General features: G+C 69.3%; 18 protein-coding genes. 11 read left to right on the forward strand and 7 right to left on the reverse strand.

The window, feature by feature from the left end:
• Window positions 1–2 precede the first annotated feature (2 nt).
• The 4 genes from gspD (at window position 3) to KK131_RS09790 (ending at window position 8,450) form a co-directional block, all read left to right on the forward strand.
• Window positions 3–2,333 (forward strand): type II secretion system secretin GspD, encoded by a 2,331-nt coding sequence (gspD, locus tag KK131_RS09775; RefSeq protein ID WP_214556452.1) that lies wholly within the window; start codon window positions 3–5, stop codon window positions 2,331–2,333.
• A gap of 53 nt (window positions 2,334–2,386) precedes the next feature.
• On the forward strand, window positions 2,387–4,921 hold the full coding sequence (gene hrpB / locus KK131_RS09780) for an ATP-dependent helicase HrpB (RefSeq protein ID WP_214556705.1): 2,535 nt from the start codon (window positions 2,387–2,389) through the stop codon (window positions 4,919–4,921).
• A 172-nt stretch (window positions 4,922–5,093) separates the two neighbouring features.
• Window positions 5,094–7,706 (forward strand): EAL domain-containing protein, encoded by a 2,613-nt coding sequence (locus KK131_RS09785; protein ID WP_250887421.1) that lies wholly within the window; start codon window positions 5,094–5,096, stop codon window positions 7,704–7,706.
• A gap of 57 nt (window positions 7,707–7,763) precedes the next feature.
• The gene (locus tag KK131_RS09790) at window positions 7,764–8,450 is read left to right on the forward strand and encodes a helix-turn-helix transcriptional regulator (RefSeq protein WP_214556454.1); all 687 of its coding nucleotides are present in this window, start codon (window positions 7,764–7,766) and stop codon (window positions 8,448–8,450) included.
• 21 nt (window positions 8,451–8,471) lie between these two features.
• Here the strand turns inward: KK131_RS09790 and KK131_RS09795 are convergent, their stop codons facing one another.
• On the reverse strand, window positions 8,472–9,875 hold the full coding sequence (locus KK131_RS09795) for a M20/M25/M40 family metallo-hydrolase (RefSeq protein WP_214556455.1): 1,404 nt from the start codon (window positions 9,873–9,875) through the stop codon (window positions 8,472–8,474).
• Window positions 9,876–10,131: 256 nt separating this feature from the next.
• Complete coding sequence (locus tag KK131_RS09800) at window positions 10,132–12,483, reverse strand: protease pro-enzyme activation domain-containing protein (RefSeq protein WP_214556456.1); 2,352 nt, start codon at window positions 12,481–12,483, stop codon at window positions 10,132–10,134.
• 827 nt (window positions 12,484–13,310) lie between these two features.
• Between KK131_RS09800 and KK131_RS09805 the strand changes: the two genes are divergently transcribed.
• Window positions 13,311–14,546: a TIGR03862 family flavoprotein gene (locus KK131_RS09805; protein WP_214556457.1), complete on the forward strand. Its 1,236-nt coding sequence runs from the start codon at window positions 13,311–13,313 to the stop codon at window positions 14,544–14,546.
• Between the two features lie 11 nt (window positions 14,547–14,557).
• Here KK131_RS09805 and KK131_RS09810 read toward each other — a convergent pair whose 3' ends face one another.
• Entirely contained in the window at window positions 14,558–15,520 is a 963-nt protein-coding gene (locus tag KK131_RS09810) for a LysR substrate-binding domain-containing protein (RefSeq protein WP_214556458.1), read from the reverse strand.
• A 256-nt stretch (window positions 15,521–15,776) separates the two neighbouring features.
• Between KK131_RS09810 and KK131_RS09815 the strand changes: the two genes are divergently transcribed.
• Genes KK131_RS09815 through KK131_RS09825 form a run of 3 tightly spaced genes read left to right on the forward strand, consistent with a single transcriptional unit; the run spans window position 15,777 to window position 20,260 of the window.
• Window positions 15,777–16,910, forward strand: a complete 1,134-nt coding sequence (locus KK131_RS09815) for a DmsE family decaheme c-type cytochrome (RefSeq protein ID WP_214556459.1) — start codon at window positions 15,777–15,779, stop codon at window positions 16,908–16,910.
• A 12-nt stretch (window positions 16,911–16,922) separates the two neighbouring features.
• Entirely contained in the window at window positions 16,923–19,538 is a 2,616-nt protein-coding gene (locus tag KK131_RS09820) for an MtrB/PioB family outer membrane beta-barrel protein (RefSeq protein WP_214556460.1), read from the forward strand.
• Between the two features lie 14 nt (window positions 19,539–19,552).
• A complete protein-coding gene (locus tag KK131_RS09825) occupies window positions 19,553–20,260 on the forward strand; it encodes a c-type cytochrome (protein WP_214556706.1) in 708 nt (235 codons plus the stop codon).
• 21 nt (window positions 20,261–20,281) lie between these two features.
• Here the strand turns inward: KK131_RS09825 and KK131_RS09830 are convergent, their stop codons facing one another.
• Window positions 20,282–21,058: a glutaminyl-peptide cyclotransferase gene (locus KK131_RS09830; protein WP_214556461.1), complete on the reverse strand. Its 777-nt coding sequence runs from the start codon at window positions 21,056–21,058 to the stop codon at window positions 20,282–20,284.
• 29 nt (window positions 21,059–21,087) lie between these two features.
• Window positions 21,088–22,467, reverse strand: coding sequence for an ATP-dependent RNA helicase DbpA (gene dbpA, locus KK131_RS09835; RefSeq protein WP_214556462.1), 1,380 nt, complete (start codon window positions 22,465–22,467; stop codon window positions 21,088–21,090).
• A 96-nt stretch (window positions 22,468–22,563) separates the two neighbouring features.
• On the opposite strand from dbpA, the gene folB reads away from it, so the two are divergent.
• From folB to KK131_RS09850, 3 genes are all read left to right on the forward strand, one after another.
• Window positions 22,564–22,923: a dihydroneopterin aldolase gene (gene folB, locus KK131_RS09840; RefSeq protein WP_214556463.1), complete on the forward strand. Its 360-nt coding sequence runs from the start codon at window positions 22,564–22,566 to the stop codon at window positions 22,921–22,923.
• A gap of 3 nt (window positions 22,924–22,926) precedes the next feature.
• The gene (folK, locus tag KK131_RS09845; protein ID WP_214556464.1) at window positions 22,927–23,415 is read left to right on the forward strand and encodes a 2-amino-4-hydroxy-6-hydroxymethyldihydropteridine diphosphokinase; all 489 of its coding nucleotides are present in this window, start codon (window positions 22,927–22,929) and stop codon (window positions 23,413–23,415) included.
• A 70-nt stretch (window positions 23,416–23,485) separates the two neighbouring features.
• A complete protein-coding gene (locus tag KK131_RS09850) occupies window positions 23,486–24,346 on the forward strand; it encodes a DUF6159 family protein (RefSeq protein WP_214556465.1) in 861 nt (286 codons plus the stop codon).
• A 16-nt stretch (window positions 24,347–24,362) separates the two neighbouring features.
• Here KK131_RS09850 and KK131_RS09855 read toward each other — a convergent pair whose 3' ends face one another.
• On the reverse strand, window positions 24,363–25,109 hold the full coding sequence (locus tag KK131_RS09855; protein WP_214556466.1) for a pteridine reductase: 747 nt from the start codon (window positions 25,107–25,109) through the stop codon (window positions 24,363–24,365).
• A gap of 70 nt (window positions 25,110–25,179) precedes the next feature.
• Window positions 25,180–25,932: a hypothetical protein gene (locus tag KK131_RS09860; protein ID WP_214556467.1), complete on the reverse strand. Its 753-nt coding sequence runs from the start codon at window positions 25,930–25,932 to the stop codon at window positions 25,180–25,182.
• Between the last annotated feature and the right edge of the window lie 137 nt (window positions 25,933–26,069).

Raw genomic sequence — 26,069 nt, forward strand, 5'->3', positions numbered from 1 at the left:
CCATGTCCCGCACGCTCACCCAGCAAATCCTGCGCACCGCCACGCTCGCCCTCGTCGTGGGCCTGGCCGGTTGCGCCAGCCTGCCGCAGCCGCACGACGACGGCGCACTGCAGCGCGAGGCGATGGCCGGCACGAAAAACCCGGTGCCGGCGCCGCTGCCGCTGAACAGCGACGGCGGCAGCCGCAGTGCAACCGCGGCGACCGCCGAGGTCAGCCACGGCAGCGGCCAGTTCATCCGCCCCGGCGCGCTGGCCACGCCGCGGCCGGCGGCCAGCGGCAACGGTGCGGTGACGTTCAACTTCGAGAACCAGCCGGTGCAGGCGGTGGTCAAGGCGATCCTCGGCGACCTGCTCAAGCAGAACTACACGATCGTGCCCGGCGTGCAGGGCAACATCTCGTTCTCCACTTCCGAACCGGTCGATTCGAGTCAGGCGCTGCCGATCCTGGAGACCCTGCTGGCGTGGACCGGCAACGCGCTGGTGCGCCGCGACGGCGGCTACGTGGTGATGCCGCAGAAGGATGCGGTGGCCGGCAACCTGGTGCCCAGCCTGGGCGCCGCCGCGCCGCAGGGCGGCCTGCAGGCGCGGCTGTTCCCGCTGCATTACATCTCCGCCACCGAGATGCAGAAGCTGATCAAGCCGTTCGCGCGGCCGGACGCCACCTTGCTGGTGGATCCGGCGCGCAACCTGCTGGTGATGTCCGGCACGCCGCAGGAACTGGCCAACTACCAGAGCATGGTGCGCACGTTCGACGTCGACTGGCTGCGCGGCATGTCGGTGGGCGTGTTCAACCTGCAGTACGCGAACGTGGGCGAGCTGATGCCGAAGCTGGACGGCATGTTCGGCCCGCAGGGCAACACCCCGCTGGCCGGCATGCTGCGTTTCATCCCGATCGAGCGCACCAACGCGCTGGTGGTGATCAGCACCCAGCCCGACTACCTGCAGGAAGTCGGCGACTGGATCGCCCGCATCGACCGCGGCGGCGGCAACGAGCCGCAGCTGTTCGTCTACGACGTGCGCAACATCAAGGCGTCGGACCTGGCCAGGTACCTGGCGCAGATCTACACCAACGGCGCCGGCAGCGGCGGCGACAACGGCGGCCAGGTCGGGCCGGGCCTGGCCGGGGCTACCCTGGGCAGCGCCGAAAACGCCGGCGCGACCAGCATGGGCAGCACCGCCGGCAGCTTCGGTAACCCGGCCGATGTCTCGCGCGGCGGCGGCCAGGTCAACTCTGGCATGGGCAGCAGCGGCCTCGGCGCCACCGGCGGTCGCGACGGCGGTAATGCGGCCGGCGGTTTCGGCAGCAGCTCGACCGCTTTCGGCAGCAACCCGGCCGGCGGCGGCAACGGCGCGGCCAGCGAGCAGCAGTACAGCTCCAGCGACGGCAGCGTGCGGATCAGCTCGGTCGACGGCAGCAACCAGTTGCTGGTGCGCGCGCGCCCGTCGCAGTGGGAGGAGATCAAGGGCGCGATCAACAAGCTCGACAACGTGCCGCTGCAGGTGCAGATCGAGACGCGCATCCTCGAGGTCAACCTCACCGGCGAATTCCAGTTCGGCGTGCAGTGGTACCTGGAAGGACTGACCGGCAGCACCGGCAGCACGTCGGACGGCACGTTCCAGCTAGGCCAGCCGTACCGGCATCGCCAGCTCGGCCTGGGCCAGGGCGGCAACGCGTTCGGCGGCGAACCGTTCTTCTACTCCTTCCTCAACAGCGACCTGCAGGTCGCCGTGCGCGCGATGGAGACCAGCGGCAACACCAAGACGCTGTCGGCGCCGTCGATGGTGGTGATGAACAACCAGGTGGCCAGCATCGCGGTCGGCAACCAGATCCCGATCAACCAGACCAGCGTGAACACCGGCATCGGCACGCCCACCAGCTACAGCCAGGTCAACTATCTGAGCACCGGCGTGATCCTCAACGTGCAGCCGCGGATCAATCCCGGCGGCCTGGTCTACATGAACATCAGCCAGGAAGTCAGCCAGGCCGACAAGTCGGTGCCGCTGGTCAACGGCAACCCGGCCATCTCGCAACGCAAGCTGGCCACCCAGGTCGCCGTGCAGAGCGGCCAGACCGTGCTGCTGGGCGGCCTGATCCAGCAGGCCGAGGGCAACACCGACACCGGCATCCCGGGGCTCAACCGCATCCCGGTGCTGGGCCGGCTGTTCGGCAGTACCAACCGCAGCCGCAACCGCACCGAGCTGATCGTGCTGATCACGCCGCGGGTGATCCGCGGCGGCGCGGACGCGAAGCAGATCACCGACGACTACCAGAGCAAGTTCGAATCGCTGGAGCCGCTGCGCGCACCGGCCGCTGCCGGCGCGAAGCCCAAGTGATGTTCTGATCGATCGGGGGCGGGCGCACGGCGGCGCCCGCTATCATGCGCGCGATGAGCAGTGCGCCGCCCCCGTTCCCGATCACCCCGCTGCTGCCGCAGATCCGTGCGGCGCTGGCGGCACAGCCGCGGCTGGTGCTGGAGGCACCGCCGGGCGCCGGCAAGACCACCCAGGTGCCGCTCGCCCTGCTCGACGCGGCGTGGCTGGCCGGACAGAAGATCGTGATGCTGGAGCCGCGCCGGATCGCCGCGCGCGCCGCCGCGCAGTTCATGGCGCAGCAACTCGGCGAAGCGGTCGGGCAGACCGTCGGCTACCGCATCCGCTTCGAGTCGAAGGTGAGCGCGGCGACGCGCATCGAGGTGGTCACCGAAGGCATCCTCACCCGCCTGATCCAGCACGACCCGGAGCTGGCCGGCATCGGCGCGATCGTGTTCGACGAGTTCCACGAACGCCATCTCGCCGGCGACCTCGGCGCCGCGCTGGCGCTGGACGTGCAGGCCACGCTGCGGCCGGAGCTGCGCCTGCTGCTGATGTCGGCCACGCTGGATGGCGAGCGCATCGCGGCGTGGCTGGATGCGCCGCGCCTCAGCAGTCCGGGCCGCAGCTTCCCGGTGCGCGTCGAATATCCCCCGGCGCGCGCGCAGGAAACCCTCGAACACCAGCTGGCTCGCGTCGCGCGGCAGGCGCTGGAAGAGAACGACGGCGACGTGCTGGCGTTCCTGCCCGGCCGGCGCGAGATCGCACGGGCGCAGGCGGTGCTTGGCCAGGTGCTCCCCTCTCCCTCCGGGAGAGGGGAAAGCGCGCGTATTGAAGTCGTCGCGCTGCACGGCGAGCTGTCGCTGGCCGAACAGCAGGCCGCGCTGGCGCCGGCCGAGCCGGGCGTGCGCAGGATCGTGCTGGCCACCAACGTGGCCGAGTCCAGCGTCACGGCGCCGGGCATCCGCGCGGTGATCGACAGCGGGCTCGCGCGCGAACCGCGCTTCGATCCGAACTCCGGCTTCACCCGGCTGGAGACGGTGGCCATCTCGCAGGCTTCGGCTGACCAGCGCGCCGGCCGCGCCGGCCGCGTGGCCGAGGGCACGGCGTACCGGCTGTGGGCGCAGGGCCGGCGGCTGGAGCCGGCACGCACGGCCGAGATCATGCAGGCGGAGCTGTCGGGCCTGGCGCTGGAACTGGCCGCCTGGGGCGTCACGGCGAGCAGCAGCGCCGGGCTGCCGTGGCTGGACCCGCCGCCGCCCGGCGCGCTGGCGCAGGCGCGCGAACTGCTGCTGGAGCTTGCCGCGCTGGACGCCGACGGCCGCATCACCGCGCTGGGCCGGCGCATGCTGGAACTGGGCGCCACGCCGCGGCTCGGTGCCGCCGCCTTGCGCGCGCCGCCGGAGCTGCACGCGCTGGTCGCCGACCTGCTGGCTTTGATGGAGGCGCGTTCGCCGCTGCGCGGCGAGCGGGGCCGCAGCGACGACTTCCGCGAACGCGTGGCTGCGTTGCACGCCTGGCGCGATCGCCGCAGCCATGGCGCCGACGCCGGTGCGCTGGCCGCGATCGAGCAGGCGTCGATGCGCTGGCGTCGTCGCCTGGACGTGCGCGGCGCCGCCAGCGGCACGCCGGACAGCCACGCGGTCGGCGATCTGCTGCTGCACGCCTTTCCCGACCGCATCGCGCGCCGCGACGAGGCGAACCCGCTGCGCTACACGCTGGCCAACGGCCGCGGTGCACGCCTGCACGAGAACACCGCGCTGCTGGGCGAGCCGTGGCTGGTCGCGCTGGACCTGCGCTTCGAGGCGCGCGACAGCCTGATCCTGGCCGCGGCGCCGCTCGATCCGCGCGTGCTCGAACGCGACTATCCCGCGCAGTTCTCGCGCGAACGCACGCTGCGCTGGAACGACGAACGCGCCGCCGCCGAGGCGTTCGACGAACGGCGTTTCGGCGCGATCGTGCTGGAGCGCCGCAGCGTGCCGGTGAAGCCCGCCGATGCGCTGCCGACCCTGCTGGCCGCCGTGCGCGCCCGTGGCCTCGACGCGTTGCCGTGGAGCGACCATGCGCGGCGGCTGCGCGCGCGCATGCAGGCGCTGCGCGCGTGGATGCCCGAGCTGGGCTTGCCGGATGTTTCCGAGCCGGCGCTGCTCGCCTCGCTGGAGGATTGGCTGGCGCCGTACCTCGACGGCAAGCACCGCTTCGACGCGCTGGGTGCGGAGGAGCTGTCGCAGGCGCTGGCGTCGCGCTTCGACTACGAACAGCGCCGCACGCTCGACGCGCAGGCGCCGGAAAGCCTGCTCGTGCCGAGCGGGCAGAGCCGCCGGCTCGAGTACGCCGAAGGCGAGCCGCCGGTGCTGGCGGTGAAGCTGCAGGAACTGTTCGGCCTGGCCGACACGCCGCGCATCGGCGGCGGGCGCATCCCGGTCACCCTGCACCTGTTGTCGCCGGCGGGCCGGCCGATCCAGGTGACCCAGGACCTGAAGGGCTTCTGGGAACGCACCTACCCGGAAGTGAAGAAGGAACTGAAGGGCCGCTACCCGCGCCACCCATGGCCGGACGACCCGTGGACCGCCACGCCGACCCACCGGGCGAAGCCGCGCGAACGGCGTTGAGTTCTGCCGACGGGCATCGTGACGGATGTGACGGTGCAACCACAACGCAGTTGTGTACCATTCGTGGTCACGGTATCGCGTGGTGGGCCCCTTGCCAGGAAACAAGGATTTCGACGAGTTTGATCCGCTGGCGGCGACGGACAGTCGCGGCGAGTCCGATCCCGCGATCCCGATGCCTTCGTCGTGGCGGCTGACGGCTTGGCTGTGGAGCCTGCTCGCCCTGCTCGCGGGACTGGCACTGGCACTGGCCGTGCACCATCAGCAGAAACAGCGGCAGGAGGCGGAACGGACCTTCCTCCGCGACGAGCTGGCCAACAAGACCTACGCCGGGTTGCAGAGCAAGCTGCATTCGGCGGAGTCGCTGCTGCGCGCGGTGCAGACCCTGTTCCTCGCTTCGGATGAAGTGACTGCGTCCGAGTTCAACAGCTTCTATACCAATCTGCATCCCCGCGAACAGTTTCCCAGCCTGCTTGCGCTGGCCTATGCGCAGCGCGAACCGGGCCCCGATGGCGTGCGCTACGTGACGCGCTGGGTCGAGCCGATGGCGGGGAACGAGGCGGTGGTCGGGCTCGACGTGGGCGCGCAGCCGAACAATCTCGCCGGGCTGCTGGCTTCGCGCGACAGCGACCGGGCAACCTTGTCGGCGCCGTTCCGGCCGGTGCAGCAGCCGGCCATCGCCGGGGCGGCTGACGGCATCACGCTGCGGCTGCCGGTATTCAGTCCGGGGAATCCGCCGCAGTCGGTCGGGGAGCGGCGGCAACGCATGCGCGGCTCGATCGCGGTGTCGTTCCGGGTGGGCCGCCTGATCGGCAATGCCTTGCCGGACGAGGCGGCCCACGAGTTGCGCCTGCGTCTCAGCGACGTCACCGATGCCCGGCACGTGCTGCCGCTGTTCGACTCGGATCCGGGCGTGGCGACGGCGACGGACGGCTACCGGTTCGAGCGCCGGCTGGCCTATGGCGGCCGGGTGTGGAACGTGTTGATGCAACCGCGCGATTCCCGCGCGCTCGCGATCGACTGGCGCCGGTCCACCTTGCCCGCCGGCCTGCTGGCGAGCCTGTTGCTGGCGTTGCTGGTGTACTCCATCGTGAGCACCCGCCAGCGCGCGCTCGAGCTCGGCTGGCGGATGAGCCGCCGCTTTCGCGAGAGCGAGGAGCGCTTCCGTGCGTTGAACGAATTGCTGCCGGCGCTGGTGCTGCTGGCCGAGGTCGATGGCGGGCAGATCACCTACGCGAACCAGGCCTCGCGCGACCGCCTCGGCGAGCACGTGACCGAACGGCAGCTGGCCGACCTGTTCGAGGACCAGGATCTGCGCACGCAGCTGCAGGACGCCGATACCCGCGGCTGCAGCCGGATCGAGGCGGCCCTGCACAACGGCGAAGGCGTCCGCTTCTGGGCCAGCGTGGCGATCTCGCGGGTGCTGCTGAGCGGTCGCGGCAAGCTGCTGATGGTGGCCGGCGACATCAGCGAGCAACGCCAGCTGACCGAGCTGCTGAGCCACCAGGCCAGCCACGACGCGCTGACCGAGCTGTACAACCGGCGCGAGTTCGAGCACCGCCTGCACGGCGCGCTGACCGCGACCACCATCGGTACCCCGCCGGCCGTGCTGCTGTACATCGACCTCGACCAGTTCAAGCTGATCAACGACACCTCCGGCCACCTCGCCGGCGACCAGCTGCTGGCCCAGCTGGCGATCGTGATGCGCAAGCAGTTGGGCGGTACCGACATGCTCGCGCGGCTCGGCGGCGACGAGTTCGGCGTGCTGGTGACCGGCGTGGCCGATCGCGAGGAGGCCGAACGGATCGCCGAGCGCGTGCGCTGCTGCATCGACGGCTATGTATTCCTCTGGGAACAGCGCAGCTACACCATCAGCGCCAGCATCGGCGGCGTCATGATCGACCGCCCCGGCATCCTGGTGAAGGACCTGCTGGCGCAGGCCGACACCGCCTGCTACATGGCCAAGGAGCTCGGCCGCAACCGCGTGCATTTCTATTCGGAGCGCGACGACGAGACGGTGCGCCGTCACAGCGAGATGGAATGGGCGAACCGCCTGCGCTGGGCGGTCGACGAGCATCGCCTGGTGCTCACCTACCAGGAGATCTGGCCGCTGCCGCTGGCCGCCGGCGGCGATACCGACATCGAGATGCTGCTGCGCTTCCGCGAGGAATCCGGCCAACTGGTGGTACCCGGCGTGTTCATGCCGGCGGCCGAGCGCTACGGCCTGATGCCGGTGGTCGACCGCTGGGTGATCGAGACCACGCTGGCGAATTTCGCCCAGCTGCACCCGGCAGGCGGCGTGCTGCGCATGGTGGCGATCAACCTGTCCGGCGCCAGCGTCGAGGACGAGGAGCTCGCCGGCCTGATCATCGGGCTGTTGCGGCGCTACCGGGTCGAGCCGTCGCGGGTGTGCTTCGAGGTCACCGAGACCGTGGCGGTGCGCAACCTGTCGCAGGTGGTGCGCTTCATGGAGCAGCTGCGTGCAGTGGGCTGCCGCATCGCGCTGGACGATTTCGGCGCCGGCATGTCCTCGTTCACCTATCTGAAGAACCTGCCGCTGGACATCATCAAGATCGACGGCAGTTTCGTGCGCGACATGCTTACCGACCCGGTCAGCCACCTGATGGTCAGGGCAGTCACCGACATCGGCCACCGGCTCGGCCTGGAGGTGGTCGCCGAATGGGTGGCCGACGCGGAAACCGTGCAGGCGCTGGCGGCGCTGGGGGTGAACCGGGTGCAGGGTTTCAGCCTGCACCGGCCCGAACTGGCGCTGTTCCAGCGCGACTGAGCCGTCGTTTCGCCGCGCGGCGAAGCGTCCGGGCCATGCGCTGGCTAGACTGCACGCATGGACGAGGCCGCGCCGCTCAATCGCTATCAACTGGCCGAACTCGGCAGCCTGCTGGCCGAGCCGGCGCGTGCGGCAATGCTGCTGGCTCTGGTCGACGGCACCGCGCGGCCGGCGGGCGAGCTGGCGCAGACGGCCGGGATCGGCCCGGCCACCGCCAGCGCGCACCTGCGCCGGCTGCTCGACGGCGGCCTGCTGGCGTTGCAGGCGCAGGGCCGGCATCGCTACTACCGGCTCGCCGACGAGCGCGTCGCGGCCATGCTGGAATCGTTGTCGCTGGCCCGCGCCCCGGCGCTGCACGCGCTGCCGGCCAAGGGCGATGCGCAACTGCGCCGTGCCCGTTGCTGCTATCGCCACCTTGCCGGCGCGCTGGGCGTGGCGTTCTGCGCCACGTTGCTGCAACGCGACTGGCTGCACACCGGGTCACGCGGCCTGCAACTGCTGCCGGCCGGCGTCGATGCGCTGGCCGGCAGCGGACTGTCGTTGCCGAACGTGGCCAGGCTGTACGGCCGCAGCTGCCTGGACTGGACCGAGCGGCGCATGCACCTGGGCGGCCCGCTCGGCGTGGCGCTGACCGCGGCGATGCTCGAGGCCGGCTGGTTGCGGCCGCTGCCGCGCAGCCGCGCGCTGCAACCCAGCGCCGACGGCCTGCACCGGCTCGGCCTGCTGGGCGTGCAGTTGGACTGAGCGGGCGCTGCCGGCGTTATTTCAGCGCCCGGCGCTGCCCGATGCCGCTGCCGGCGAACGCTCGAAGCTGCCGGCATAGCCGGGGAACACCACCGGGCTCTCGTAGCCGTCGGCCGAGACCGACGACACGCCGAAGAACCAGTCGTCGATCACCACGTCCTGCAGCACCGCCTGGTCGACGTCGCCGACTGCGCGCGCGTGCTGCCATTGCGCCGCGGTGGTGTCGCGCCAGTGCACGCGATAGCCGGCGGCACCAGGCACCTTGTGCCAGCTGAGCGTGGTGTCGGTGGCCAGCGCGCCCTTGCTGTCGACGCCGGTCGGCGGCGCCGGCGCGCGGCTCAGCGCGGCCATGGCGATGGCGTTCAATGCGGTGACGCGGGCGAGGTAGCGGAAGTCGATGCCGTCGATGGTGTCGCCGTAGTGCACGCCCCGATCCTGATCGGTACGTCCGCTGCGCAGGTCCTGGTGCTGCCGGGTGTAGTTCTCGTGCGCCTCGGTGACGCGCACGGCGGGGTAGCCCGCTTCGAGGAACGGCACCTGGTCGCCGCCGCGGCCGTAACGGTCGGTGCGGTAGACCATGCGCACCTGGAAGTCGGGAAGGTAGTTGTCGGCGAGGCGTTCGATGTAGCGGGCGAGGTTGCGCGAGGGCGAATCCACCTCGCCGCCGTGGTAGCGGCGGTAGTCCGCCTGGGCCGCCGTCTCGTTGCTCTTGGTGCCCTCGGAGAACACCCTCACTGTGGTGTTGTCGATCACCCCGTTCTGGCCCTGGCTGTTGCCCACGATGTCGTTGTTGAGCTGGGCCTCGACCTGCCAGCCGTGCGCGACCGCGTAGTCGGCCAGCACCTTGCCGCCGTACAGGCCCTGCTCCTCGCCGGACAGGGCGGCGAATACCAGGGTGGCGTCGTTGTCCTGCTTCGACAGCAGTCGCGCCGCCTCGATCAGGGCGGCGACGCCGGAAGCGTCGTCGTTGGCGCCGGGCGCGTCGCTGGTGGCGTTCATCACGTCGGTGACGCGCGAGTCGAGGTGGCCGGTCATCACGATCACCCGGTCCGGATCGCGCTTGCCGCGCTTGATCGCGACCACGTCCATCACCTCGGTCGGCTGCGGGATGCGCTTGCCGCTGAACACCTGCGACGGCGTGACCACGTCGATGCAGCCGCCGCAGTCGCGCGAGATCGCCTCGAAGCGCGACTTCACCCAGCGCCGCGCGGCGCCGATGCCGCGACTGTCGGACTTCGTGTCGGACAGGGTGTGGCGGGTGCCGAAACCGACCAGCGCGGTGATCGTCGCGCGCAGCTCCGCTTTGCTCGGGGCGTTGGCCAGTGCATGCAGTGCCGGCTGCTCGGACGGCGTGACGGCCGCTGCCTGGCTGGCGCCGGCTGCAGCCAGCAGCGAGAAGAAAAGGACCGGTATGGCTCGAAGCATCGTTCGCGTCCTTCAGCGGGGAAGGAGGCACGATACAACGCCTGCGCAGGCCCCGGCAGCTTCGGCCGCGCTCGGGTCGCGTGTGCGGTGTCGCGCGGATGCCCTGCACCCGCGCGGCCGTGGGCGTCAGGCTTCGTTCGCACCGCGCGTGTTCTCGTCCTGCCGGCGATGAAAAAAGCCCGGCCTCGCGGCCGGGCTTTTCGTTGGGGATGACCGGCGGCGGCTTGCTCCGTGCAAGCCGCCAGGCCTCCCCGGTTTACTGCACGGTCAAGGTGACGTCGTCCAGCACGAACGAAGTCTGCAGCGAAGAATCTTCCGTGCCGGTGAACTTGATCGTCACCGTCTGGCCGATGTACGCGGCGAGGCTGTTCGTGTGCACCGTGTAGCCCGAGTTGGCGTTGAGGTTCGAGTAGGTCACCAGCGTCTTGAGCAGGGTGCCCGAGCTGTTGAACACCTGCACCTTCAGCTTGTCGTAGGCCGTCGTTGTCGTGGTTTCCGAAGTGTCGATATGCAGGCTGTACGACAGGTTGGCCGAGGTCTTGCCGCTCGGAATGGTCACCGACTGCGACACCGTGTCGGTGTGGGTCGTGCCATAGCCGTCCAGCCACGTGAACCAGCTGCCGGCATGGGCGACTTCACCCGTGCAGGTGCTGTTGCTGCACAGCGCGCCGGCGCTGATGGTCCACGGCGCGGCCGTGCCGCTCTCGAAGCCGGTGTTGCCGAGCAACTGCGACGAGCCGCCGCTGGAGACCGTCACCGACTGCGTCTTGGTGTTGGTCGCGCCGCCGTTGTCGGTCACCGTCAGCGACACGCTGTAGGTGCCGGCGGCCGCATAGGTGTGGCTGGGGTTGGTGGCGGTCGAGGTGCTGCCGTCGCCGAAGTTCCACGAGCGCGAGGCGATGGTGCCGTCGCTGTCGGTGGAGCTGTCGGTGAAGTTCACGGTCAGGCCGCTGGCCGAGTCGCTGAAGTTGGCGACCGGCGGCACGTTGGCCGGCGGCGAACCGCCACCGATGTCGCTGGCGGCCGCGCTGACGATCAACTCGCCGCGGCCGCTGGCCAGGTCGTAGCCGACGCCGGCAGTCTCGCCGCCGTTGTTGCCCGAGGTGATGTCGTGGAAGTCGGCGCCCGGCAGCTGGTACAGCAGCGGTGCGGCAAAGCCCACGGTGGAGCCCTTGATGGCGATGACGCGCGCCCAGGCGCCGGCGAACAGCGGAGCGGACAGGCTGGTGCCGCCGTACTGCTGGGTGGCGCCGTTGACGATGATCTTCGCGCCCGAGTTGGGATCGGCGTCATAGGCGATGTCCGGCAGGCCGCGCGTGCTGCCCGGGGCCACGCCGTTCTGCCAGCTCGGCTGCGGCTCGAACGTGCTGGAGCTGCCGCCGCCGCTGACCCACACGGTGGCGCTGTTCCAGGTGGTCGTGGAGGCGTTCAGCGTGGTGCCGCCCACCGCGACCACGTACTGCGATGCGGCCGGCCAGCTCGGCGTGACGCCGCCGTTGCCGCACTCGTCGGCGCCGGAGTCGCCGGTGGAGATCGAGAAGGTCTGCCCCTGCGCCACCGCCTGCTGGAAGATCTGGTCCTGCGCCGCGGCCGATCCGTCGCCCTGCGCGCTGGTCTCGCACTCGCCCAGCGACACGTTGATGATCTTGGTGGCGTTGGCGTTGACGATGGTGTTGAAGTCGGCGGTGAGGTCGGCGTTGGACAGGGTCGGGATGTTGTAGAAGATCAGGCTGCCGACCTGGCCGCCGGCCATGCCGACGACATCCTGGCTGTCCAGGCTCCACTCGCCGAGGCCGCTGGTGTCGGTGCTGGTGCCGTTGGTGTTGACGGTCTGGGTGGTGACCGTGGGCAGGCCGTTCTGCGAGGTGAACGTGTTCAGGTCGGTGATGGTCTGGGTGATCTTGCCCTGGGTGACGATGCCCACCGGCACGCCGGCGGCCGTGGCTACGCCGTTGCCGCCGTAGATCGAGGAAAACTCGGTCGGGTTGTGGCCGGTCACCGCCTGGGTGGTGAAGCCAGCCTGCATGGGCTTGGCGAAGGTGTGCGCCTGGTGCACGTTCTGCAGGCCGATCACCGACAGCACGCTGTCCTGCAGCGCGGCCGGAATCTGCACGCCGCTGTTGTTCATGAAGGCCATGCGGCCTTCCTTGGTGCGGACCTTGGCGAAGCTGGTCTTGAACGCGGCCTGCGCGGTGTCGGCCCGGCCGTCCGCCGAGATCATCAGGCGGTTCGGCGCGATCGTGACGTTGGTGAAGCCGGCCGAGGTCAGCCACGCGGCGACCTTGTTGGCCTGGTCCGTGGTCGGCGAGTAGTTGGCGACGAACTGCTGGTTCGACATCCTGTGCTGCACCATCGCCAGGGTCGAGGTCTTGGCCGTGGCCAGGAAGGTGTGCAGTTGGTCCGGGTTGCGCAGCTTCAGCGCCACCTCGATGTGGATCGGCTGCGAGGTGGCCAGCGGGCCGCTGACCACGTCGCCCTGGCGCAGTTGGGTGGCGCGCTGATTCAGTGCGACGAAGGCCTGGCTGTTTGCCGACGTGGCGTTGGCCGACGCGATGGTGGCCATGCCGATGGCGGCGGTCAGCAGCGTGAGACGGAAATGACTTGGCATTTATAGCTCCCGAAAGGTTTTTTCGAGGCGAACGAAGCCGCTGGGGCCACGTGGACCTCATGAAGTGAGCGCCGTGGACAGGCACGGCACCATTGGTTTTTTTGGATTGCCCAGCGATCCCGTGCGTACTGCGATCGACCCTCCCCCCGTCAATCCCTCCGGGTTGTCGCGCAGGTTTGTTTTGCCGCCGGATAAATAAACGCCGGTGGTGTGACGTCATCACGGAATCATTCGTCAAGCTCCCCATTGGCGAACTGGTTGACGGTAGAGTTGGCGACCGAAAACCGTCAATAGGATTTTTTCAGGGATCCGGTGATTGTCGTCACACAATTCACGGATTATGAAAAAGCCTGGATGGCGTAAATATCTACGATTTTCGAATGAGCGAATGAATCGCGGAGCAGACGCCTGCAGATGGCTCAGCACTGCGGGCTGTGCGATAAGGATTGCATGATGAATCCGGTTTTCTAGGAGAAAATCACACCGAGGCGGCATTATCTGGATATGCGCCGACGGCGCCCTTGCGTCGCATTTATTTCTCGGGCGTGGCTATTTATTGGCGTAATTAGTTACGTTTGGAACGATATTATTATGGGTGCTCCGAAAGATATTGCTCGATACGCCACATTCCGTTCCCGGCATTTCAGCTCATGGCGGCCATGTCCGGTCATGTCTGATTCACCCTGAAATGCTCGGTGGCGTGGCGTTGCCCCGGGATCCAGTACCAGTAGTCGTGCAAGACAGGGCATGCGATCGGTTGCTCACTCGCCGCCGTGGCGGTGAAGCCGCCGGTTCATTCCGCACAGGCGGCATGCGACCATGCGCGGATGACCCGGACAGCCTTTCCCCGACTGGCGATCATCGGCGGCGGTCCGGCGGGACTGATGGCGGCCGAGGCCGCGTGCGCGGCCGGCGTGGCGGTGGACCTGTACGACGCGAAGGGCTCGGTCGGACGGAAATTCCTGCTGGCCGGCAAGGGCGGGCTCAACCTCACCCACGGCGAGCCCCGCGCACGTTTCGTCGAACGCTACGGCGCGCGCCATGACGAGGTGGGGCGCTGGCTCGACGCGTTCGATGCGGATGCGCTGCGCGCCTGGGCGCATGGACTCGGCGTGGAAACCTTTGCCGGCAGTTCCGGCCGGGTGTTCCCGCGCGATCTGAAGGCGGCGCCCCTGCTGCGCGGCTGGCTGCGCCGCCTGCGCGAATCCGGCGTGGCATTCCATATGCACCATCGCTGGCTGGGCTGGCAGGCGCACGACGCGCTGCACTTCGACACGCCGCAGGGCGCGCGCGCGGTGCCGGCCGGTGCGGTGGTGCTGGCGCTTGGCGGCGCCAGTTGGCCGCAGCTGGGTTCCGACGGCGCCTGGGTAGAACCGTTGCAGGAAGTGGGGATCGACATCGCACCGCTGCAGCCGGCGAACTGCGGCTTCGAACTTGAGTGGAGCGACCATCTTTCCAGCCGCTTCGCCGGCGCGCCGCTGAAGCCGGTGGTGGCGCACTGGGTCGACCGCCACGGCGTGGCCCGCTCGCGCCAGGGCGAATTCGTGCTCAGCGAATACGGCATCGAGGGCAGCCTGATCTATGCGATCGGCGCGGAGCTGCGCGAGCAGATTCGCGAGTACGGCGAAGCGCTGCTGCAGCTGGACCTGGTACCCGGCTACACCGAAGCGGCACTCGCCGCGCGCCTTGCCGCGCCGCGCGGCAAGCACAGCATCGGCGACTGGCTGCGTCGCCGCGCCGGGCTGGACGCGGCGAAGTGCGCGCTGGTGTTCGAGCTCGCCGACAAGCCCACCCTGGCCGATCCGTTTGCTTTGGCGGCGCGGCTCAAGGCCTTGCCGCTGCGCCTGCGCGCGCCGCGGCCGGTCGCCGAGGCGATCAGCACGGCCGGCGGCGTGCGGCTGGAAGCGCTGGATGAAAACCTGATGCTGCGCGCCCGTCCCGGCGTGTTCTGTGCCGGCGAGATGCTGGACTGGGAGGCGCCCACCGGCGGCTACCTGCTGACCGCCTGTTTCGCCAGCGGCCTGGTCGCCGGTCGCGGTGCGGCGCGCTGGCTGGGCGCGTAGCCGCCCCGGTTTCAGCCGGCGATCAGGCCTGCCGGCGCGGGTTTCACGTTCTCGGCCAGCACGCCCTGCTGCGTGCGGCGCAGTACCTGCGGCATGTGCTGCGCCACGAACTCGATGAAGCTGCGCAGCGCCGGGGTGTGGCCGTGGCGCGAGGGGTACACCGCGTGCACGTTGCCCGCCGGCAGCGACCACGCCGGCAGCAGCGGCACCAGCCGGCCCTCGGCAATCGGTTCACGGCAGACGAACTGCGGCAGCTGCGCCGCGCCGACGCCGCCGATCACCGCCTGGTACAGCACCTGCAAGTCGTCGCTGGTCAGGCTGGGGTGATGTTCCACCTGCTGGGTGCGGCCGTCGGCGGCCTGCAGGTGCCAGAAGTGCCGCCCTTCCGCGCTGATCAGGCCCACGCTGGAAAGACGCTTGAGTTCCAGCGGCTGGGTCGGTTGGCCCTGGCGCCGCAACAGTTCGGGGCTGGCCACCAATACCTGCGGGTCCATGCCGTAGCTGCGCATGACCAGGCTGGAATCCTTGAGCGAATCGTGCACGCGGAACGCGATGTCGTAGCCGCCGGCGATCACGTCGACCTGGTGGTGGCAGATGTCGAGGTCGACCTGCACCTCGGGATGGCGCCGCAGGAAGTCGACCAGGATCGGCGCCAGCAGCAATTGTGCGAACAGCACCGGGCAGGCCACGTGGATGCGCCCGCGCGGTGCGGCCTGGGCTTCGTCGATGACGCGCTGGGTCTGCTCGGCGGCGGCCAGCAACTGCCGGCATTGCTCGTAGTAGCGCTGGCCGATTTCGCTGACATGCGAGCGCCGCGTGGTGCGCTGGATCAGCCGCACGCCGAGGCTGGCCTCCAGCCGCGCCACCCGGAAGCTCAGCTGCGACTTGGCCACGCCCAGCGCCTTGCTGGCGGCGGTGAACGAACCCAGCTCCACCACCTGCACGAAGTAGTAAATGTCGTTGAGGTCCTGCACGGCATGTCCTTGCGGCCGGGATCAGGCGGCTTGGATCAGGCTAGCGCGATACGGCGCAATGTCTTGTTGCGACGCACAATCATCAGGGATTGTTCTGTGGTCATGGACATTTAACGCAATCAAAAAGGCTTAACAATCTTTCACTTCCGGGTGAATACTCCGGCTTGGGACAAGGCCGGCCGCCAGGGAGATCGTACCGGGCAGGGGCGCGCCGGCCGATTGCGGTTTGTTCACGCTAGCCAAGGGGCGTCAAGCCATGCGTGTGATTTCGTTGTTTCCTGCCGCCTTGCTGTGTGTGGCGCTGGGTGCCGGTGGCATCCTCTCGGGGTGCGGGGTAGCGCAGGCCCAGCAGGCGACCGCCCCCGCGCCGGCGGATGCCGCGCACAGCCCGTCCAGCGCGCTCAGCCAGAGCGACATCGCGAAGATGCTGCCGGCCACCGACATGGGCGCAGGCGCGGCGCGGGCGAACCATCCGCACCTGCCGCCGGCCGGCGACAGCCCGGCCACGCCGTTCGACGCCGCTTCGATTCCGGCCAACCCGCTGGCGCCGCAGGCCGACGCGATCGGCGCGAAGAGTTGCGTGGCCTGCCACGCGCAGGAAAACGTGCAGGCCTCGCACACGCTGCACGTGGCCTCGTTCCGTGCCGGCGCGGCGAACACCGGCCCGCAGGCGGCCTGCGAAAGTTGCCACGGCCCGGGTTCCGAGCATGCCAAGGACCCCACCGCGCCGGGCCTGATCATCGCCTTCACCCACGATGCGAAAACCTCGCCGCAGGTCCAGGCCGGGGTGTGCCTCGCCTGCCATGCCGGCGGCGCGCGCCAGCACTGGATCGGCTCGATCCACCAGAACCGCGGCCTGTCCTGCACCGACTGCCACAACCCGATGGCGCGGCTGTCGCCCGAAGGCGTGCTGGCGAAATCCTCGATCAACGAAGTCTGCTCGACCTGCCACCAGGACATCCGCGCCAAGTTCAACCGCCGCTCGCACATGCCGCTGCCGGAAGGGCAGATGGCCTGCACCGACTGCCACAACCCGCACGGCTCGATCACCAAGCCGCTGCTGAAGACCGATACGGTCAACGAGACCTGCTACACCTGCCACGCCGAGAAGCGCGGGCCGTTCCTGTTCGAGCACGCGCCGGTGCGCGCGAACTGCCTCAACTGCCACGACGTGCACGGCTCCAACCAGCAGACCCTGCTGGTCGCGCCGATCCCGATGCTGTGCCAGCAGTGCCACACCATGACGCTGCATCCGAACGATCTGCAGAGCGCGGCCGGACTCGGCACCGGCCCGCATCCGGACGAGCGGCTGATCGGGCGCGGCTGCCTGACTTGCCACAGCAATATCCACGGCTCGAACAATCCTTCCGGACCGAAGTTCCACAAGTGACGGAGGCGGACGATGCTTGCGCTGAAAGGAAATCGCACGACGCCCACAGCCTTGGCGCTGGCTCTGCTGTGCGGGCTGTTCGGCGCGCAGGGCGTGCGGGCCGGTGATACCAGCGGCACCATGCGCGTGGGCGACATGCAGTTCGGCAATGCGCTCGACCTGCGCGGCTGGACACCGATGCTGCAGCCGGCCGATCCCGACGGCATGTCCTACCTGCACGCCGGCATGCTGCGCACGCCGACCGGCGCGCTGTATCCGTATCCGCCGATGGTCGATCCGGGCAAGCCGCTGGGCCAGGGCGACTGGACCTACGCCGGGCTGATCGAGTTCGGTTACCTGCACGTCGGCGGCGACCGCAACGCGGAATACTTCCGCCAGTACGCCGACTGGAAAAGTGGCGCCGTGCTGGGCCTGTTCGCGCTCAACTTCGACAACCGCAAGACCGGCAACTACGTTGAGGTCCGCGGCAGCCGCCTCAGCGGCGACGACCAGTACTACCGCCTGCGCGCCGGCCGCTACGGCAGCTACCGCATCGAGGGCTTCTACCGCGACATGCCGCATACCGTGTCGACCAGCGCCTACCCGATCTGGAACGGCGTCGGCAGCACCGACCTGACCCTGCCCGCGCCGCTGGTCGCCGGCGCCAGCACGCCGGCGCAGGTGGCCGCCGCATCGGCCGCCACGCCACGGCGCAGCATCGGGCTCACCCGCACCCGCGCCGGGCTTAGCTACGAAGGCGTGCTGTACCGCAACTGGATCGGCTCCGCCGCGATCACCAACGAGAAGCGCAGCGGCACCCGCCTGTGGGGCGGCTCGATGTTCTTCAACTTCCCGTTCCCGGACGACGGCGGCATCCTGGAAACGGTGCGGCCGATCGACTTCCGCACCACCGACATCAACCTCAGCCTGCGCAACGTCGGCAAGGTATGGCGCTTCCTCGCCACCTACAACGGTTCGTTCTTCCGCAACCACAAGGACCACCTGAACTTCGAGAGCCCGTTCGCCCTGTACAACGTGGTCGGCACGCCGCAGGTGGCCGACATCAAGGACGGCCAGTTCTCGCTGGAGCCGGACAACGACTACCACAACGTGCGGCTGGACCTGTCGCGCGAGCTGAAGTGGAACGGCCAGTTCACCGTGGCCGGCGCGTGGGGCACGATGCGCCAGAACGATGCGCTGCTGCCGCCGACCACCTGCACCGGCACCGGCGGCATCTTCATCGCGCCGCCGGCCGACTACACCTTCCAGTGCGCGAACTGGAACACCACCGCGGCGCTGGCGCAGAAGAGCGCGAACGCGCGCATCGACACCGGCCTGTTCGATGCGCGGGTCACCTTCCGTCCCACCCCCGCCTTCGGCTGGCACGCCGGTTTGCGCTGGTATCGCGAGGACAACAAGACCCGCTACCTCGCCTACAACCCGCTCACCGGCCAGTACGGCTACATCTCCGAGAACGGCTCGCAGGGCAGCGTGGTGCCTGGCGAGACCGGCATCTTCGACCCGGCCAACCCGCTGTACTGGTCGCGCAACGTCACCGTGCGCAACGTGCCGTTCGGCTATACCGACGCGATCCTCGAACTGGGCGCGGACTGGCAGCTCGGCCGCAAGAGCTCGCTCGGCGTCACCTACACCTACGACCACAACCGGCCGAAGTACCGCGAGCGCAAGCGCGTCGACGAGCAGCGCATCAAGTTCGACTGGGTCAGCCGCGACGTCATAGGCGCCACCGTGCGGTTGAGCTGGGAGTACGCCAGGCGCGACGGCGACAAGTACAACTACGATCCGTACGTGCCGTTCTTCTCCGAGTCGCTGCCCGGTTTCGTCGATCCGGCCAACGGCCTGCCGGCGCATACCGTCGCCGACATGCGCAAGTACGACCTGTCCGACCGCACCGAGAGCAAGGCGCGCGCGATCGTCACCTACCCGTGGGGCGAGTCGGCCACGCTGTCGGCCACGTTCTACGGCAACCGCGACCAGTACGACGCCCTGATCGGCCGGCAGGACACCCGCACCACCGGCGCCACCTTGCAGTGGGACTGGCAGCCGACCCCGGCCACCACGATGAACGCCTACCTCGGCGCGGAAACCTCGCGCATGGGCATCTCCAACGTCAACGATGCCGACGGGCCGGACAACGGCGCCGTCTTCGGCACGCCCGACCAGGTCAACCCCGATCTCGGCGGGCCGCTGTATCCGTACGCGAACCAGTGGTGGGAGTTCGACCGCGAAAGCAACCGCAATGCGGGCTTGAGCTTCAGCCACGACTTCGGTCGCGCGCGTGCCGATCTCAGCTACAACTACACCGGCTCGTTCGGTCATGTCGGCTACAACTACGCCACCATCGGCGCGCTGGCCTATCGCGATCCTGCCGGCGTGGCCGCGGCCGCCAACGGCTTTCCCGACAACAAGTACCGCACCAACACGCTCGACCTGGGCCTGAGTTTCCGCGTCAACCGCAACGTCGGCGTGCGCCTGTACGGCCGCTACGAAACCGGCGCATTCAGCGACTGGCATTACGCCGGGCTGGACAACACGCTCAGCTACGACCACCGCCTCTACACCGACAAGGGCGGCCAGTTGCACTACAACGTGAGCCTGGTCGGCGTCATGTTGAACCTGAAGTTGTAGGAGCCGTGATCGTGATGACGTATCGCACCAGTCTCCTGTTGGCCGGCCTGCTGCTGTCGACCGCCGTGCTCGACGTCGCCGCGCAGCAACCCGCCACGACGGCGTCCGCCGCGCCGGCCGGCGTGCTGGATCTGCGCCGCGTGCAGCCGGTCAGCGGCGACGCCCAGGCCGGTGCCGGCAAGGCCGCGGTATGCGCGGCCTGCCATGGCGCGCAGGGCGTGGCGATCGCGCCGAACTTTCCGAACCTGGCCGGACAATCGGCCACCTATCTGTACGTGCAACTGAAGGAGTTCCACGACGGTCAGCGCAGCGACCCGGTGATGAGCGGCCAGGCCGCCGCGCTGAGCGACGCCGACATGCGCGATCTGGCCAGCTACTACGCCGCGCTGGCGCCGAAGCCGGCGGGCCAGGCCGATGCAAATTCGCGCGGCGCGCAGTTGTATCTGGCCGGCGATCCGGCGCAGGGCATTCCGCCCTGCCAAGGCTGTCACGGCCCGGCCGGGCTGGGTCCGCAGCCGCACCCCAGCAGCGCGCCGCAGCCGCCGTGGGCGACCTTCCCGCATCTGCGTGGCCAGTCCGGCTTGTACGTGACCAAGCAACTGGGCGATTTCAAGAGCGGCGCACGCGCCGGCAGCAGCAATGCGAAGGTGATGCATGGCATAGCGGCCACGCTCGGCGACGACGACGTGCAGGCGCTGTCGACCTGGCTGAGCACGTGGTGACGCCGCCGCCGCGGCACGGGTTCACGGTGCAGGCCGCTTCACCAGCTTGATCTCGAACAGCTGCGGCCAGCACTTGCCGGTGACGAACAGGCGCTTGTGCTCCGCATCCCAGGCGATGCCGTTGAGCACGTCGTCGACCGGGTTCGGCAGCCGGCTGACGTCGAGCAGGCCGGCGAGGTCGATCCAGCCCACGACATGCCCGCTGGCCGGGTCGATCCGTGCGATGCGGTCGGTCAGCCATACGTTCGCGTAGATCTCGCCGTCGACCCACTCCAGCTCGTTGAGGTTGTTGACCGGCGCGCCGTCGGCAGTGACCGTGATGCGGCGGACCACTTGCAGCGATTCCGGATCCAGCACGCGCAGTGTCGATGAACCGTCGCTCATGTAAATGTGTTGCTGGTCGCGGGTCAGCGCCCAGCCTTCGCCGGAGTAGCTGAAATTGCGCTGCGGCGTGAAGCTGGCCAGGTCGTAGACGAAGCCGGTCTGGCTCTGCCAGGTGAGCTGCACCAGCCGGTCCTTCCAGTCGACGATGCCCTCGCCGAAGTACTGCTTTGGCAGGCGGTGGCGCTGCACCACGTCGCCGCTCTCCAGCGCCACCTTGCGCACGGTCGACTGGCCGACCTGGCCGGTGCTCTCGTAGAGATAGCCGTCCTTGTAGAACAGCCCCTCGGTATAGGCACCGGTGTCGTGCGGGTAGGCGCGTACGACCTGGTAGCCGTAGACCGGGATGGCCGCCCAGGCCGGAGCGGCACAGGCGAGCAGGGCGAAGGCGAGGGTGCAGGTGGGCCAGCGCGGCATCGGGTCGGCTTCCGGACGGGTTGGGCCGCTCAGCCTAGCGGACGCACGCGGAAATTGCGGCCCTTGATCTTGCCCGCGCGCAGGCGCTCCAGCGCCTTGTTCGCCAGTGCGCGGCCGATCGCCACGTAGGCGCGGGTGGCGAACACGTCGATCTTGCCGATGTCCTTCGCCTCCAGCCCGGCGTCGCCGGTGAGCGCGCCGAGGATGTCGCCGGGGCGCAGCTTGTCCTGCCGGCCGGCGTCGATCACCAGCGTCTTCATCGGCGCCAGGTGCAGGGTCTTGCCGCGCGGCGGCGTCACTTTCAGCGCACGCCACGGCAGCGGTGCGCCGCCGAGTTCCTCGATGTTCGCCGCCTTCGGCCGCTCGCGCGGCGTGCACAGGGTAATCGCCAGGCCCGCTTCGCCCGCGCGGCCGGTGCGGCCGATGCGGTGGGTGTGGGTGTCCGGGTCGTGCGCCACGTCGTAGCTCAGCACCAGCGGCAGCGCGACGATGTCGAGGCCGCGCGCGGCCACGTCGGTAGCCACCAGCACGTTGCAGCTGCGGTTGGCGAAGCGCACCAGCACCTCGTCGCGGTCGCGCTGCTCCATGTCGCCGTGCAGGGCCAGCGCGGAGTAGCCGCGGCGGTCCAGTTCCTGCGCCACTGCGTCCACGTCGCGGCGCATGTTGCAGAACACCAAGGCGTGCTGGCCGCGCTCGCCGGCCAGCAGCTGCGCCAGCGCATCGGGCTTCTGCGCTGGATCCACCTCGATGAACTGCTGCTCGATCGCCGGCTTCTGCTCGGCCGGCGCGTCCACCGTGACCACCACCGGGTCCTTCTGCACGCGCTGGCTCACCGCGCGGATCTCGTCCGGGTAGGTGGCCGAGAACAGCAGGGTCTGATGGTGTTTCGCGATGCGCCCGATGATGTCGTCGATCGCCTCGGCAAAACCCATGTCGAGCATGCGGTCGGCCTCGTCCAGCACCAGCACCTTGATCCCGCCGCCATGCAGGCTGCCGCGCTTGAGGTGTTCCTGCACGCGGCCGGGCGTGCCGACCACGATGTGCGGATCGTGCGTCAGCGAGGCCAGCTGCGGCCCCAGCGGCATGCCGCCGCACAGGGTCAGCAGCTTCACGTTCGGAATGTTCGCGGCCAGCTTGCGGATCGCCTTGCTGACCTGGTCGGCCAGTTCGCGGGTGGGGCACAGCACCAGCGCCTGCAGCCGGACCGCGTCCGCGTCCAGCGTCTGCAGCAGGCTCAGCCCGAACGCCGCGGTCTTGCCGCTGCCGGTCTGCGCCTGTGCGATCACGTCGCGCCCTTGCAGCATCGGCGGCAGGCTTTGCGCCTGCACCGGGGTCATCTCGGCGTAGCCGAGCGTATCGACGCTGGCGAGCAGGGCGGGTTTGAGCGGGAGCGTGTTGAAGGCGGTCATCCGCACATGATCGCATGGCGGCCAGCGCGCCACAGGCTTGCATCCGGCGGCCGGCTCGCGGACCCTGTACGGCTATCGCCTCTCGTGATCATCGCCATGGATACCGTTTTCATCGAAGACCTGCGCATCGACGCCGTCATCGGCATCTACGACTGGGAGCGCCGCGTGCGGCAGACGCTGTCGTTCGACATCGAGATGGCGTTCGACAACACCGTGCCGGCGGGCAGCGACGACATCGCGCTGACGCTGAACTACAAGGACGTGTCGAAGCGCCTGATCGGCTACGTGGAAGCGTCCAGCTTCGGCCTGGTCGAAACGCTGGCCGAACGCTGCGCGGCGATCATCCGCGAGGAGTTCGGGGTCGGCTGGGTGCGCCTGAAGCTGTCCAAGCCGGGCGCGGTGCGCGGCGCGAAGGCGGTGGGCGTGCGGATCGAACGCGGCACGCGGCCGGACTGACTGATGGCACGCGCTTATCTGAGCCTGGGCTCCAACGTCGAACCCCGGCGTCATCTGCCGGCGGCCATCGCCGCCTTGCGCGAGCGCTTCGGCGACATCGCGGTGTCGCCGGCCTATCGCAGCAAGCCGGTGGGTTTCGACAGCGCGGACTTCGTCAACCTGGCGGTGGGGCTGGATACCGAGTTGTCGCCCGAGGCGCTGAACGACTGGCTGCACGCGCTGGAGGATCGCCAGGGCCGCCGCCGCGACGTGCCGCGCTATTCGGACCGCACGCTGGACGTCGACATCGTGTTCTACGACGCGCTGGTGCTCGACGGTCCGGGCCACCTGCAGATTCCGCGCAAGGAGCTGCAGCACGCGTTCGTGCTGCGGCCGATCGCCGACATCGCACCAGAGTTCCGGCATCCCGTCGGCGGGTTGAGCATGGCCGAGTTGTGGGCGGCGTTTCCGGCCGGAAGCGAGCCGCTGCAGGTCGAATCGCTGCCGGACTGAGCACTGTCGCACGCGCGCGGCGGGTGCTAGAAAGAGCGCACTCGCGATCCACGGATGAAGGGAGACACGCATGGCCGGTAAATTTGCACGCAGTTGGGCGTTGTTGAAGGCGAGCGCGGCGGTGCTGCGTTCGGACAAGTCGTTGCTGGTGTTTCCGTTGCTCTCGGGGCTGTGCACGCTGCTGGTGGCGGCGAGTTTCCTGATCCCGGTCGGCGTGATGGTGATCGGCAACCAGCACGCCGGCGAGCAGTTCGAGCAGGGCATGTCCGCGGGTGTCTACCTGCTGATGTTCGGCTTCTACTTGGTGCAGTACTTCGTGATCATCTTTTTCCAGACCGCGCTGACCGGCGTGGCGCTGATGCACCTGCGCGGCGAGCCGACCAGCGTAGGCACCGGCTTCGCGCTGGCCCGCGCGAAGCTGCCGCAGATCCTCGGCTACGCGCTGATTGCCGCCACTGTCGGCCTGCTGCTGCGGATGATCCAGGAGCGCCTCGGCCTGATCGGCCGGCTGGTGGTCGGCTTCATCGGCCTGGCCTGGACCGTGGCCACCTTCCTGGTGGTGCCGATCCTGGCCAGCCAGGACGTGGGCCCGGTCGACGCGGTCAAGCGCAGCGTGGAGCTGCTCAGGCGCAGCTGGGGCGAGAACCTGATCGGCAACGGCGGCATCGGCGTGGTGTTCGGCCTGCTGATGGTGCTGGCGGTGCTGCTCGGCGCGGTCCTGATCGGCGGCGCGGTCGCGTTGCAGTCGGCCGTGGCGATCGTGCTGGCGGTGGCCGTGGTGGTGCTCGGGCTGACCCTGCTCGGCCTGGTCCAGGCGTCGCTGCAGGGCATTTACTCGGCCGCGCTGTACCGCTACGCGGAAGCGGGCGAGGCCAGCGTCGGCTTCGACCAGGCGCTGCTGCAGCAGGCCTTCGCGCCGAAGAAGAAATAGCCGCGAGCCGCGAAACTCACACCGACAACGTGCGTCCGCCGTCCACGCGAATGATTTGCCCGGTGACATACGGCGCATCGCGCAGCAGCCACAGCACCGCGCCGGCGACATCCTCGGGCGTACCGGCATGCTGCAGCGGCGTGCGCGCCAGCATCGTCTGCTGGTCGGCGTACGGCTTGCCGTCGCTGGGCCACAGCACGGCGCCGGGCGCCACGCCGTTGACGCGGATCTCCGGGCCCAGCTCCAGCGCCAGCGAGCGGGTCATCGCGGCCAGCGCGGCTTTCGCCATGCAGTACAGCGGGTGCTCCGCCAGCGGCCGCTCGGCGTAGATGTCGACCATGTTGACGATGCCGCCGCGCGCTTCGCGCAGCGCCGGGATCGCCGCCTGGCTGAGGAAGAACGGCGCCTGCGCGTTGGAGGCGAACAACGCGTCCCACTGCTGCGGCGTCGCCGTGCCCAGCGGCGTGGGGAAGAACGCCGAGGCGTTGTTGACCAGCGCGTCGAGCCGGCCGTAGTGCGCCAGTAGCTGTTCGATCATCGCCGGCAAGGCGGGCAGGTCGGCCAGTTCGGCCTGCAGCAGCAAGGTGCTGCCGCGGCGTTGCCGTTCCAGTTCGTCGGCCAGCGCACGGGCGTCGTCGGCGGAATGGCGGTAGTGCAGCGCCAGGTCGTAGCCGGCCGCGTGCAGCGCGCGCGCGGTTACCGCGCCGACGCGACGGCCGGCGCCGGTGATCAGCGCGACGGGGCGATCATGGCGTGGCGGCATGGGGCGACTCCGGCGGATATTCAGGTTCCAGCTTGCCGCAAAGCCCGCGTCGCGTCATCCGGCGCAACGCTCAGTCGGCGCCGGGTTTGCGTGGCTTCTTGTTGGCGGCCTTGCGTGCGGTACGGGCCACCTTGCGGGCGGCGCCGGCCACGGCCTTGTCGACCAGGCTGTCCACTACACGGCGGCGGGGCTTTGCTTTCGGCGTATCGGCATCGTTGCCCTCGAGCGCGACCTCGCCCTCGAACATGTCGATCGCGGTGCCGGCGACCTGCCCGGTGTCGTAGTACGCGTAGGCGCCCACGCCGAGTGCGCCGATCACCGGCAACCAGCGCGAGACGCCCTTGCTGAGCGTGCGCCGGGTCAGCTTGACGCCGACCTGTTTCGCCACGCGCTGGGCCACGCCGTAGGACATGCGCCGGAACACCAGCCGGTCGCCCATGCGCACCACCAGGTCGCGGAATGCCTGCGCCGCGGTATGGCGGAACAGGCACCACATCATCTGCTCGCGCCCCAGCGTGGCGTGGCGGCCGTAGGCGGCGGCGATGTCGCTGACCATTTGCGCCTGGATCTTCCAGATAGCGATCAGCTCCGGCAGCAGGGTCAGCCAGCCCAGCGGTCCCGGCGGCAGCGCGAGCGAGCCGGCGGTGAGCGCGGCGCGCTGGGCAGCGCGGTTGGCCAGCCGGCGTGCCTCGCCGGCGGGGTCCTGGCTGTTGCCGACCTTGCTGTCGGGCACCTGGCTGACGAAATCCAGGATCGCCTCGGTGATCCGGCCATGCTCGACCGGTGCGATGACGGCGGGTACCTGCTGGCTGGACTGGGTCATGCGTGGCTCGGTGGAATGTATCGGGTGCCGGACGCGGCCTGTGTCCTTGCAGTCTAGAGCTGCCGCATGAAGCGGGGATCAACGGTTTCGCCGTCGGGCATGACTTCTGGCGCAGGCGTGACGGAAAACTTTTCGGT

It is taken from the genome of Rhodanobacter sp. LX-99, from assembly GCF_018599185.1.
In the GTDB taxonomy this organism is placed as follows: domain Bacteria; phylum Pseudomonadota; class Gammaproteobacteria; order Xanthomonadales; family Rhodanobacteraceae; genus Rhodanobacter.

Excerpts from the sequence above, each read along its gene's own strand:
- KK131_RS09815 (WP_214556459.1), top strand. The coding sequence starts at position 15,777 with ATGCGTGTGATTTCGTTGTTTCCTGCCGCCTTGCTGTGTGTGGCGCTG.
- folB (WP_214556463.1), top strand. The coding sequence starts at position 22,564 with ATGGATACCGTTTTCATCGAAGACCTGCGCATCGACGCCGTCATCGGC.
- KK131_RS09805 (WP_214556457.1), top strand. The coding sequence starts at position 13,311 with ATGACCCGGACAGCCTTTCCCCGACTGGCGATCATCGGCGGCGGTCCG.
- KK131_RS09785 (WP_250887421.1), top strand. The coding sequence starts at position 5,094 with ATGCCTTCGTCGTGGCGGCTGACGGCTTGGCTGTGGAGCCTGCTCGCC.
- KK131_RS09820 (WP_214556460.1), top strand. The coding sequence starts at position 16,923 with ATGCTTGCGCTGAAAGGAAATCGCACGACGCCCACAGCCTTGGCGCTG.
- KK131_RS09850 (WP_214556465.1), top strand. The coding sequence starts at position 23,486 with ATGGCCGGTAAATTTGCACGCAGTTGGGCGTTGTTGAAGGCGAGCGCG.
- gspD (WP_214556452.1), top strand. The coding sequence starts at position 3 with ATGTCCCGCACGCTCACCCAGCAAATCCTGCGCACCGCCACGCTCGCC.
- dbpA (WP_214556462.1), bottom strand. The coding sequence starts at position 22,467 with ATGACCGCCTTCAACACGCTCCCGCTCAAACCCGCCCTGCTCGCCAGC.
- KK131_RS09800 (WP_214556456.1), bottom strand. The coding sequence starts at position 12,483 with ATGCCAAGTCATTTCCGTCTCACGCTGCTGACCGCCGCCATCGGCATG.
- KK131_RS09795 (WP_214556455.1), bottom strand. The coding sequence starts at position 9,875 with ATGCTTCGAGCCATACCGGTCCTTTTCTTCTCGCTGCTGGCTGCAGCC.
- folK (WP_214556464.1), top strand. The coding sequence starts at position 22,927 with ATGGCACGCGCTTATCTGAGCCTGGGCTCCAACGTCGAACCCCGGCGT.
- KK131_RS09790 (WP_214556454.1), top strand. The coding sequence starts at position 7,764 with ATGGACGAGGCCGCGCCGCTCAATCGCTATCAACTGGCCGAACTCGGC.
- KK131_RS09855 (WP_214556466.1), bottom strand. The coding sequence starts at position 25,109 with ATGCCGCCACGCCATGATCGCCCCGTCGCGCTGATCACCGGCGCCGGC.
- hrpB (WP_214556705.1), top strand. The coding sequence starts at position 2,387 with ATGAGCAGTGCGCCGCCCCCGTTCCCGATCACCCCGCTGCTGCCGCAG.
- KK131_RS09860 (WP_214556467.1), bottom strand. The coding sequence starts at position 25,932 with ATGACCCAGTCCAGCCAGCAGGTACCCGCCGTCATCGCACCGGTCGAG.
- KK131_RS09825 (WP_214556706.1), top strand. The coding sequence starts at position 19,553 with ATGACGTATCGCACCAGTCTCCTGTTGGCCGGCCTGCTGCTGTCGACC.
- KK131_RS09830 (WP_214556461.1), bottom strand. The coding sequence starts at position 21,058 with ATGCCGCGCTGGCCCACCTGCACCCTCGCCTTCGCCCTGCTCGCCTGT.